10 protein-coding genes and 1 pseudogene are annotated in these 10,202 nt (G+C 31.1%); 10 read left to right on the forward strand and 1 reads right to left on the reverse strand.

From position 1 onward, the window contains the following. From VK071_02320 to VK071_02350, 7 genes and pseudogenes are all read left to right on the forward strand, one after another. Positions 1-340 (forward strand): cobalamin-dependent protein (locus tag VK071_02320; protein HLR34145.1); only part of this gene is annotated, 340 nt, incomplete at its 5' end. A gap of 365 nt (positions 341-705) precedes the next feature. Then, positions 706-870, forward strand: coding sequence for a hypothetical protein (locus VK071_02325; GenBank protein ID HLR34146.1), 165 nt, complete (start codon positions 706-708; stop codon positions 868-870). A 506-nt stretch (positions 871-1,376) separates the two neighbouring features. Then, a complete protein-coding gene (gene sufC / locus VK071_02330) occupies positions 1,377-2,123 on the forward strand; it encodes a Fe-S cluster assembly ATPase SufC (GenBank protein HLR34147.1) in 747 nt (248 codons plus the stop codon). A gap of 17 nt (positions 2,124-2,140) precedes the next feature. Next, a pseudogene (gene sufB, locus VK071_02335) lies at positions 2,141-3,549 on the forward strand (Fe-S cluster assembly protein SufB). Positions 3,550-3,559: 10 nt separating this feature from the next. After that, on the forward strand, positions 3,560-4,660 hold the full coding sequence (locus VK071_02340; protein ID HLR34148.1) for a SufD family Fe-S cluster assembly protein: 1,101 nt from the start codon (positions 3,560-3,562) through the stop codon (positions 4,658-4,660). Continuing rightward, on the forward strand, positions 4,661-5,878 hold the full coding sequence (locus VK071_02345) for a SufS family cysteine desulfurase (GenBank protein ID HLR34149.1): 1,218 nt from the start codon (positions 4,661-4,663) through the stop codon (positions 5,876-5,878). After that, complete coding sequence (locus VK071_02350) at positions 5,875-6,297, forward strand: SUF system NifU family Fe-S cluster assembly protein (protein HLR34150.1); 423 nt, start codon at positions 5,875-5,877, stop codon at positions 6,295-6,297. The genes VK071_02345 and VK071_02350 overlap by 4 nt, the downstream gene beginning before the upstream one ends. 61 nt (positions 6,298-6,358) lie before the next feature. Here the strand turns inward: VK071_02350 and VK071_02355 are convergent, their stop codons facing one another. Then, a complete protein-coding gene (locus VK071_02355; GenBank protein ID HLR34151.1) occupies positions 6,359-6,856 on the reverse strand; it encodes an ECF transporter S component in 498 nt (165 codons plus the stop codon). A 142-nt stretch (positions 6,857-6,998) separates the two neighbouring features. Between VK071_02355 and VK071_02360 the strand changes: the two genes are divergently transcribed. The 3 genes from VK071_02360 to VK071_02370 all read left to right on the forward strand — a co-directional run. Further along, positions 6,999-8,699, forward strand: coding sequence for a sensor histidine kinase (locus VK071_02360; GenBank protein ID HLR34152.1), 1,701 nt, complete (start codon positions 6,999-7,001; stop codon positions 8,697-8,699). Further along, on the forward strand, positions 8,696-9,463 hold the full coding sequence (locus VK071_02365) for a LytTR family DNA-binding domain-containing protein (protein ID HLR34153.1): 768 nt from the start codon (positions 8,696-8,698) through the stop codon (positions 9,461-9,463). Before VK071_02360 ends, VK071_02365 begins: the two co-directional genes overlap by 4 nt. 133 nt (positions 9,464-9,596) lie before the next feature. Next, the coding region (locus tag VK071_02370) for a carbon starvation CstA family protein (protein HLR34154.1) at positions 9,597-10,202 on the forward strand (606 nt) is incomplete at its 3' end.

The following is a 10,202-nucleotide window of genomic DNA, read 5'->3' on the forward strand; positions in this document are numbered from 1 at the left end:
AGAAAGATATGAAGGAGTAAAAGCTATAAATATGGGAAGTCAGGTGCCTAATGAGGAACTAGTAGCAAAAGCTATAGAATTAGATGCAGATGCAATACTAGTATCCCAAGTAGTAACCCAAAAAGATGTACATATACCAAATCTAACAGAGTTAGTAGAACTATTAGAAGCAGAAGGAATTAGAGATGAAATAATACTAGCATGTGGTGGGCCAAGAATATCCCATGAATTAGCCCAAGAACTAGGCTATGACGCAGGTTTTACCACCGGATCTTACGCCGAAGACGTAGCCAGCTTCATAGTAACAGAACTAACTATGAGTCACCATGGACGGTCCTAACTGATTCACAATCTGAGTCAGTAAGGACGGTCTGAGACCATTAAAAAATATATTATAAAAATTAACAGATTTACTAGAATTATGGATGAATGTATAGTAAAACCCCCCGAACTGATATAATACAGTTATCAGACTATAACCAGAGGGGGGTTTTCACATGCTTAAAGATAAAGATAATCAATTAAGCATCTATTCAATATTATACAAAAAAATACTGGAAAACACACACTAAAATTAATAAATAGTGCCATAGATTTAAGTTTTGTAACAGATTTACCGCACCCAAGTTTACTATCTAAATTTAGGGACATAGACTAAATGACATAACCTTAGATGAGATCATAGTTGAAATTATTCGACAATGCATGGATAAAGGAATAATCGAGGATACCGGTGTTAGTGTTGATACAACTCATACTAAAGCTAATACTTTTAAAACTACTCCTGAAAGAGTTATGAAGCGTTTAGCGAAAAAAATATTTAAAACTTATGAAGATGAATTAATCTGGAGAATTACCGAAGAACATTAACCGAGGAACATTAATCAAAATATACCTGAATACAAAGATATTAAAGATCATAAAGAAGCTAAGAAGGTTATGGAAAATTATCTTAAAGAAGAAATAAGAAAAATCGAAGATGTCGTTAACGAAAAAGAAAATCCTAAAACAATTAAAATATTGGATAATACAAAATGAAGAATAACCATGGATTAAACCGTGCTCGAGGGCACGGTAAGCGAAGCATGTCTATACAAGCTAAATTAACTGCAATTGCAGTTAATTTAAAGAGGATAGCAGGCATACTATCCCCTAAAATGTCCTCATTTTCTGTTGTTTCTAAGATATATTTAATATCTTACAAGAAAATACCAACTTAATGATTAGATGAGAAATTTAAACTGGCCTTTTTCAGTGGTCTCGGACCGTCCCTATTGACTCATTTATATAAATAAGTTGTTAAAACCCATAGGTTGTGGTATATATATAATATCGGATAATAATGATAATCATTATCAGTAGAAAGAAAGATATATATGAGTAAAAACTTATTAAAGATAGATGACTTAGAGGTTTCAGTAGATGAGGCTAATATACTGAAAGGTTTAAATTTAGAAATAAATGAAGGAGAAACCCATTTAATTATGGGACCAAATGGAGCAGGGAAATCTACTCTTGGAAATGTATTAATGGGTCATCCAGAATACAAGGTAGATAAAGGAAGTATTTATTTTGAAGGAGAAGAGATACAGGAATTATCAGTAAATGAAAGGGCAAAAAAAGGATTGTTCCTTTCTTTCCAATATCCAGAAGAAATACCTGGTGTAACAGTGGAAAGCTTTTTAAGAACTTCGAAGAAGGCTATTACGGGAAAAAATGTTCCAATAATAGAATTTAAGAGAGAACTTAAAAAGCATATGAAGGACTTAGAAGTTCCTGAAGGCTATGAAGATAGGTATTTAAATGTAGGATTTTCGGGAGGAGAAAAGAAAAAAAATGAAATTCTTCAAATGGCTATATTAAATCCAAAGTTGGCCATATTAGATGAAACAGATTCCGGTTTAGATGTGGATGCTATTAAGATTATATATGAAGGAATTAAAAATTTGAAAGATGGAACAAGGTCCTTCTTAGTAATTACTCATTATAATAGAATACTAGATTATTTAGAACCAGACTTTGTCCATATATTAGTAGATGGAAAGATAGTAAAAACAGGTGATAGAAAACTTGCTGATGAAATAGAGGAAATAGGTTATGAGAACTTTAAAAGGCATGTATAAAAGGGGGAGAGGTGAAAATGGCTAAAAGAAAGAAAACCTATGTAGAAGATATAGATAGAACTGTTTATGATGTAGTTGATGAAGAAAAACATAGATTCGCTACTATAAAGGGTTTAAATGAAGATATTATAAGGGAAATTTCTAAACAAAAAATGAACCTGAGTGGATGTTAGATTTAAGATTAAAATCTTTAAAAATATTTAATGAAAAGCCAGTTCCCACTTGGGGACCAGATCTTTCAGGTTTAAATATAGATGATATTATTTATTATGTAAGACCAGATACAGATATGAACCATACCTGGGAAGATGTACCAGATGATATTAAAGATACTTTTGAAAGATTGGGAATACCCGAAGCAGAGAGAAAAGCACTAGCAGGAGTTGGAGCCCAATATGATTCAGAAGTTGTATACCACAATATAAAAGATGATATGAAGAAACGAGGAGTAGTGTATCTAGACATGGATACAGCAGTTCATGAATATGAAGATATGGTGAAGAAATATTTCATGACTCTTATACCCCCCACATATCATAAATATGCGGCTCTTCATGGGGCAGTTTGGTCTGGTGGTTCTTTTATATATGTACCAAAAGGTGTAAAGGTAGACATACCCTTACAATCTTATTTCAGATTAAATGCAAAGGGAGCAGGACAATTTGAACATACTTTAATAATAGTTGATGAAGGAGCAGATCTTCACTTTATAGAAGGATGTTCAGCCCCATCATATAATGTCTACAACCTTCATGCTGGGGCAGTAGAACTATTTGTAAAAAAAGATGCTAAACTTAGATACTCAACTATAGAAAACTGGTCAAAAAATATGTATAACTTGAATACGAAAAAAGCTTTAGTTGATGAAAATGGAACTATAGAATGGGTATCTGGTTCTTTCGGGTCAAAGATTTCAATGCTTTATCCTATGAGTGTATTAAGAGGAAGAAGAGCAAAATCAGAATTTACAGGGGTAACATTTGCCTCTAATGGCCAGATTTTAGATACAGGAGCAAAAGCATTGTTAGCAGCCCCAGAAACTTCTTGCATAATAAATTCTAAATCCATATCAAAATCAGGAGGAAGTGCTATGTATAGAGGCTTACTCCAAGTAACAAAAGATGCAGAGGCAGCTAAAGCTACAGTAAACTGTGAATCCTTAATGCTAGATGATGAGTCGGTATCCGATACTCTTCCAATTATAGAACTTAATAATGATGATATAGATATGGGTCACGAAGCAAAAATAGGAAGGATAAGCGATGAAAGTATATTCTATCTTATGAGTAGAGGACTATCAGAGGATGAGGCTAAAGCTATGATAGTAAGAGGTTTTGTAGAACCAATTACTAAAGAATTACCCTTAGAATATGCTGTAGAGTTAAACAATCTTATAGATATAGAATTAGAAGGAAGTATAGGTTAGGAGTGATAAAATGTTTTCAAATTATAGAGAAGAAAACAGGAAAAGATATAGAAATATTTCCAATCCCTATTGGAAAAGAATAAGGGAAACTATTAATTTCCCTGAAGAGGTTCCAAATTATAACAAAGATATTGTAAGAGAAAAGAATTTTAAATTGAATACAAATATAGATGAGTTATATTTCAAATATATAGACTTTTTGGAGTTAGATGAGAATTATGCATTAGGAGAAAAGTTTTTAAGATTTTCAGAAAGTTATTCAAATACAGGTTTTTTTATAGATACACAAAAAGATAAATTAGAAAATAAGTCTAAAATAGACTTTATTATAGATGAAAAAAACCCTATTTTAATATCCCATAATTTAATAATATGTAGAGAAAATAGTGAGTTAGATATATTTATTAACTACGAGGATGATGGAAAAACAGTAGGGTTTCATAACGGTTTTACAAAGATATATGTAGAAAAAGGTGCTAAATTAAATATATATAAGGTACAAAATTATTCAAAACCTATTAACCATTTTGATTCTAATACAATATATGTAGAAGATGACGGAAAGATAAATATTGTAGATGTTCAATTAGGTTCTAAACTTAAAGGAACCAGCTATGATGTAGAACTTAAGGGCGATAGAAGTCTGATAGATATAAAAGCTATATATTTAGGTACAGAACAAGATAAAATGGATTTTAATTATGATATTGATTATATAGGCAGAGAATCTAAAGGTTATGTAGAAGTAGTAGGGGCTCTTACTGATGAAGCAAGGAAAGTATTTAGAAGTACAGAAAACTTTGTAAAGGGCAGTAAAAGATCTGAAGGAGACGCTAAGGAATATGCAACTCTACTTGATAAGAGAGTAAGAAGTCATGCGATACCAGCCTTATTTACTACTGAAGATGATGTAATTGGAAACCATGCAGCTAGTGCTGGTCATATTGATGGGAATAAAATGTTCTATCTTATGAGTAGAGGATTAGATGAGGAAACAGCAAAAATACTTGTAGTAGAATCTACATTTGAGCCTATACTAGGTTATTTATCCAATGAACAAATGAAAGAAAATATATTGAATTTTGTAAAAGATAGGCTAGGAGGAAAATAGATGGGTAAGGATTATAAAAAGGATTTTAAAGTATTACAACAAAATATAAATGGTAGCACTATAGCCTATCTAGATAATGGTGCTACTACTCAGAAGCCTAGACAAGTTGTAGAGGCTGTAAAAAAATACAACCAAATATATAATGGGAGTCCCCATAGGGGGGCTCACTATTTAAGTATGAAAGCTACTGAAGCATATGAAGAAACTAGAAAAAAGGTAGCCAAGTTTATAGGGGCCAAAGATTCAAGGGAAATAGTATTTACCAAAAATGCAACAGAAGCCTTGAATTTAATAGCTTACTCCTATGGGCTTAATAATTTAAAGCCAGGAGATGAAATAGTTTTAGCTATTACTAATCATCATAGCAATATAGTTCCATGGCAGCATGTAGCTAAAAGGACAGGAGCTAAGATAATTTATTTAAATTGTGATAAAAATGGGCAGTTATTAGAAAAGGATATAGAAGATAAAATCAATAAAAATACAAAAATAATAAGTTTATCCTATTTAACAAATGCCTTTGGAGTGGTTCACCCTATAGAATCTATCATAGAAGAAGGGAAGAAGTATTCAGCCATAACTATAATAGATGGAGCCCAATCCATACCTCATATGAAAGTAAATGTGGAAAAACTAGGGGTAGATTTTCTAGTATTTTCCGGTCATAAGATGCTGGCGTCAATGGGAGTAGGAGTATTATATGGGAAGTTAGAAAGGCTAAAAAAAATGGAACCTTTTCTTTTCGGTGGAGATATGATTGAATATGTAGATTTATATGATACAGCTTACGATGAAACACCTTATAAATTTGAAGCAGGGACTCAAAATGTAGAGGGAGTAGTCTCACTATCAGCAGCTATAGATTATATTGAAGACATAGGTATGGATGAAATTGAAAATATAGAAGAAGAATTATTAAAATATACTTTAGAAAAATTAGAAGAAAATAAATATATAAAAATTCATGGAGGTATAAATTTAGGGGAAAGAAAGAGTATAGTGTCTTTCAATGTGAAAGATGTCCACCCTCATGATGTAGCAACTATATTAGATAGTAAGAATATAGCTATAAGGGCAGGGCATCATTGTGCTCAACCTTTTATGAAATATATGGGGCTTAATTCAACTTCTAGGGCTAGTTTTTATTTTTATAATACTTTTGAAGATATAGATAGATTGGCAAAAGCCCTTGAGGAAGTTAGGGGGTATCTATTATGAACTTAGAACAAATATATACAGAATTAATAAGGGAACATAATAAAAGCCCTATAAATAAAGAAGAGATGAAAGATGCAACAGTATCAGAAAGAGGTCATAATCCTAGTTGTGGTGACGATATTATTTTACATCTTAAAATAGAAAATAATATTATATTAAAAGCTTCTTTTACAGGAGTAGGTTGTGCTATATCTCAAGCATCCACTTCTATGATGATTGAACTTATAGAAGGTAAAAGTTTAGAAGAAGCTGAAGAGCTATTAGAAGTATTTTTAAAAATGATTAGAAAAGAAGCTGAAGATGAGGAGCTAGAAAAATTAGGAGATGCAATAGTTTTACAAAATATTTCTAATATGCCTGCAAGAGTAAAATGTGGAACTTTACCCTGGCACACCCTTAAAATAGCAATAGAGAAATGAATTATCAGGGACGGTCTTCATTGATTCACAAAGTGAGTCAACGAAGACCGTCCTTATTGACTCACTCTAGGGCTATTATAGTTCTAGTTTTTTTCTCATAAATTTTTATGATCAATGGAACTAGTACAAGTTGAATAATTATACCGGGAATAGCTAAGAATGTAATAATTTTTATACTTTTACCTAATGCTTTCGATAAAATTAAGGCACCGCCTAATTTTCCTATTATCATACTGCCGATTAAGGCAGGTATAATTTTCATTCCAGACTTTTTATATAATAAGCCACTCATAAGGCCATATAATCCTACTTCTACAACTATTGACCAAGCTACTGGGAAAGTTGGTATAACCTTAAGTAAACTATTAATTATGGGAGACAGAATCCCTATAATGAATCCATAACCAGGGCCTAATATAAATCCACATAAAAGGACTGGTAGATGCATTGGAGAAAAAATTGCTCCATTAAATTTTGTAAAATGAATTCCTAGAGTAAATATTATAGCTAATGCTAAAAATATTGCAGATGTAATTAAATCTTTCTTTTTTAATTCCATTTAAAATCTCCTTTCTAATGTGCTAAAATATATTATACTATTATATTATCAACTTTTCCAACTAATTCGTAAGAATAGGTCAATAGAAACAGAAGTGAGTCAGTAGGGACGGTCCTAAGTGGCTCATTGGGAGGTGTGGAATATGTTAGTAATGATATTTAAAAGTTTATTTAACCGAGTAGGAATAATAATGTTATTGGCTTTTTTCATGTCTAAAATAGGATTATTTCGACGATTAGTTTCAAAAAAGAATATAACTATTAAGGATAAAATACTACTTTCCATTATATTTGGAGTCTATGGTATTATTGGAACTTATACTGGAATCCCTATAAAAGGGGCTCTTGCTAATGCTAGGGTAATTGGAGTTTTTGTAGGTGGTCTTTTAGGAGGACCCTTTGTAGGAATCCTTTCTGGTATAATTGCAGGAGGTCATAGATATTTAATTGATATAGGTGGATTTACCGCTTTTGCCTGTGCACTGTCCACATTTGTGGAAGGTACAATGTCAGGCTTTTTAGCTAAAAGAATGGAAAAGTATGATAATAAATTATTCTTCGCATTAATTACGGGAATGATAGCAGAAGTATTGCAAATGATAATTATATTAATATTTGCTAAACCTTTTTCAGATGCCCTGAGTTTAGTGAAAGTAATAGGGGTACCAATGACCATTGCCAATGGAATAGGAATAGCAGTTTTTATAGCCATAACTGACAGTATTATAAAAGATTTAGAATCGGCTGCAGCACACCAAGCTCAATTAGCACTAAAAATAGCAAACAAAACATTGAAATACTTTAGAAAAGGACTTAATGAAGATACAGCTTATGAAACAGCTATGATAATAAAAAATATGACAGATGTAAAGGCTGTTGCTTTTACTGATAGAGATAAAATATTAGCCCATGTAGGTATTGGGGAGGGTCATCATTTAGTAGGTAGTCCAATAAAAACAAGTTTAACTAAAGAAGCAATTAAAATGGGGGATCACTTAATAGCAAACTCTAAAGAAGGAATAGGTTGTGAAAATTCTAGCTGTAGCCTGAAATCTGCAATAATAGTACCATTAAAAGAAGAAGACAAGATAATAGGAACATTAAAATTATATAAAACAGAAGAAAATTCAATTACAAAAGTAGAAACAGAACTAGCCTTAGGACTAGCCCAATTATTTTCTACTCAAATTGAATTAAGTAAAATAGATTATCAGGCAGAATTATTAGCAAAATCTGAATTAAAAGCTTTGCAAGCTCAAATAAATCCACATTTTTTATTTAATGCAATTAACACTATAGTGTCTTTAATAAGGACTCAACCTGATAATGCTAGGAATTTACTTGTGCACTTAGGAAATTATTTTAGAAATAATCTTCAACAGGGTAATGGAGATGTTGAATTGCATAGAGAAATAGAGAATATAAATTCCTATTTAGAAATAGAAAAGGCAAGGTTTGGTGACAAATTAAAAATTATATATGATATTCCTAAAGATATAGATTGTACGTTGCCTCCATTATTATTACAACCAATTGTAGAAAATTCTATAAAACATGGAGTATTAGAAAAAATTGAAGGTGGTACCGTGGAAATTATAGCTAAGGATAATAGAAGATATACAGAATTAATAGTAAAAGATAATGGAGTAGGCATGTCTTCTGAACAAGTAGATAATTCATTAAAAGGTAAGAATAATTCAGATAGTATAGGTCTTATTAACGTTAATAAAAGGTTGAAGAGTAAATATGGTAAAGAATATGGATTAATAATAGATAGTGAATTAGGTAAGGGTACTAAAGTTACAATGGTAATTCCTAAAAGAGAAAGGAGTGAAGCTGTGTGATTAAGGCTATAGTTGTAGATGATGAATTACCTGCTCGGGAAGAATTAATATATATATTACAAGATTTTAAAAATATAGAAATTATAGGAGAAGCTTCACATGGAATAGAAGCACTAGAATTGAATAGAAAATTAAAACCAGATTTAATCTTTTTAGATATAGAAATGCCGAAATTTAATGGAATTGATGTGGCAAGAAAAATAATGGAAGAGTCCCATATTCCCTTTATAGTATTTGTTACTGCCTATGAAGAATATGCCCTAGAAGCTTTTGAAGTAAATGCTATAGACTATATTTTAAAGCCTATTTCAGTAGAACGATTATCTAAAGGAATGGATAAGATTATTAAGAACATGAATATAGGAAAGGCTGATTATTTTAATAGGCTTGATAGGTTAATTCAAGGTTTGAGAGTGGAAGAAAGAAGGTGTTCAACTAAAATATCTGTTTCAGATAATGAAAAACTTATTCCTTTAGACTCATCAGAAATAATTTATGCTACTATAGAAGATAAAAATACAATTATTGTTAGCAAAAAAGGAAAATTTGAAACAAGTTATACCTTAGGAGAATTAGGTGAAAAACTAAATAGTTCAAATTTTTTTAGAAGCCATAAAAGTTATTTAATAAATTTAGATTTAATTGAAGTAATAGAGCCTTGGTTTAATTCAACCTTTAACCTTAAGCTTAAGAGTATTGAGGAAAAGATACCTGTTAGCAGAAGTAAGTCAAAGAATTTTAAAGACATTATGAATATAGATTAACATTTTGTCACTTATCCTTGAATATTGTATTTTAAGATTGAAAAAAAGCATCTTATCCTAGAAATTCCTTTTATAATAAATATAACTATATAATTGAAGGTGGAAAAGTTAAATATTATAGGAGGGATTTTAAATGGGGTTTTTTATTTTAGGTATTATAGTTTTAATAATAGGTTATTTTACTTATGGTAAACTCGTAGAGAAAACCTTTGGAGTAGAAGAAACAAGGGAAACTCCTGCAAACGCTATAAATGATGGTGTTGATTATGTACCTATGAGTTGGCCAAGGGTGTTTTTAATTCAACTACTTAATATTGCTGGATTGGGGCCTATATTTGGAGCAATACAAGGGGCATTATTTGGACCGGCAGCATTTCTTTGGATAGCTTTAGGTAGTGTTTTTGCAGGTGGAGTACATGATTACTTCTCTGGTATGCTTTCTTTAAGACATGAAGGAAAAAGTATATCTGAAATTGTTGGAATCTACTTAGGTGAAGGTGCAAGAAAGGTTATGAGGGTATTCTCAGTAGTACTTCTTATACTTGTTGGTACAGTATTTATGATGGGACCCGTTGATTTATTATCAAATAATTTAAAGCCTTTAGGTTTAGAAAGTGCAAATATTTGGTTAGCCATTGTACTAGGTTATTATTTTTTAGCAACAGTATTACCAGTAGATAAAATAATAGGTAAATTATATCCATTATTTGGCTTTGCATTAATTGCAATGGCAGTTGGA

It is taken from the genome of Tissierellales bacterium (assembly GCA_035301805.1).
GTDB lineage: Bacteria > Bacillota > Clostridia > Tissierellales > DATGTQ01 > DATGTQ01.

Excerpts from the sequence above, each read along its gene's own strand:
- VK071_02345 (HLR34149.1), top strand. The coding sequence starts at position 4,661 with ATGGGTAAGGATTATAAAAAGGATTTTAAAGTATTACAACAAAATATA.
- VK071_02350 (HLR34150.1), top strand. The coding sequence starts at position 5,875 with ATGAACTTAGAACAAATATATACAGAATTAATAAGGGAACATAATAAA.
- VK071_02325 (HLR34146.1), top strand. The coding sequence starts at position 706 with ATGGATAAAGGAATAATCGAGGATACCGGTGTTAGTGTTGATACAACT.
- VK071_02340 (HLR34148.1), top strand. The coding sequence starts at position 3,560 with ATGTTTTCAAATTATAGAGAAGAAAACAGGAAAAGATATAGAAATATT.
- VK071_02360 (HLR34152.1), top strand. The coding sequence starts at position 6,999 with ATGTTAGTAATGATATTTAAAAGTTTATTTAACCGAGTAGGAATAATA.
- sufC (HLR34147.1), top strand. The coding sequence starts at position 1,377 with ATGAGTAAAAACTTATTAAAGATAGATGACTTAGAGGTTTCAGTAGAT.
- VK071_02355 (HLR34151.1), bottom strand. The coding sequence starts at position 6,856 with ATGGAATTAAAAAAGAAAGATTTAATTACATCTGCAATATTTTTAGCA.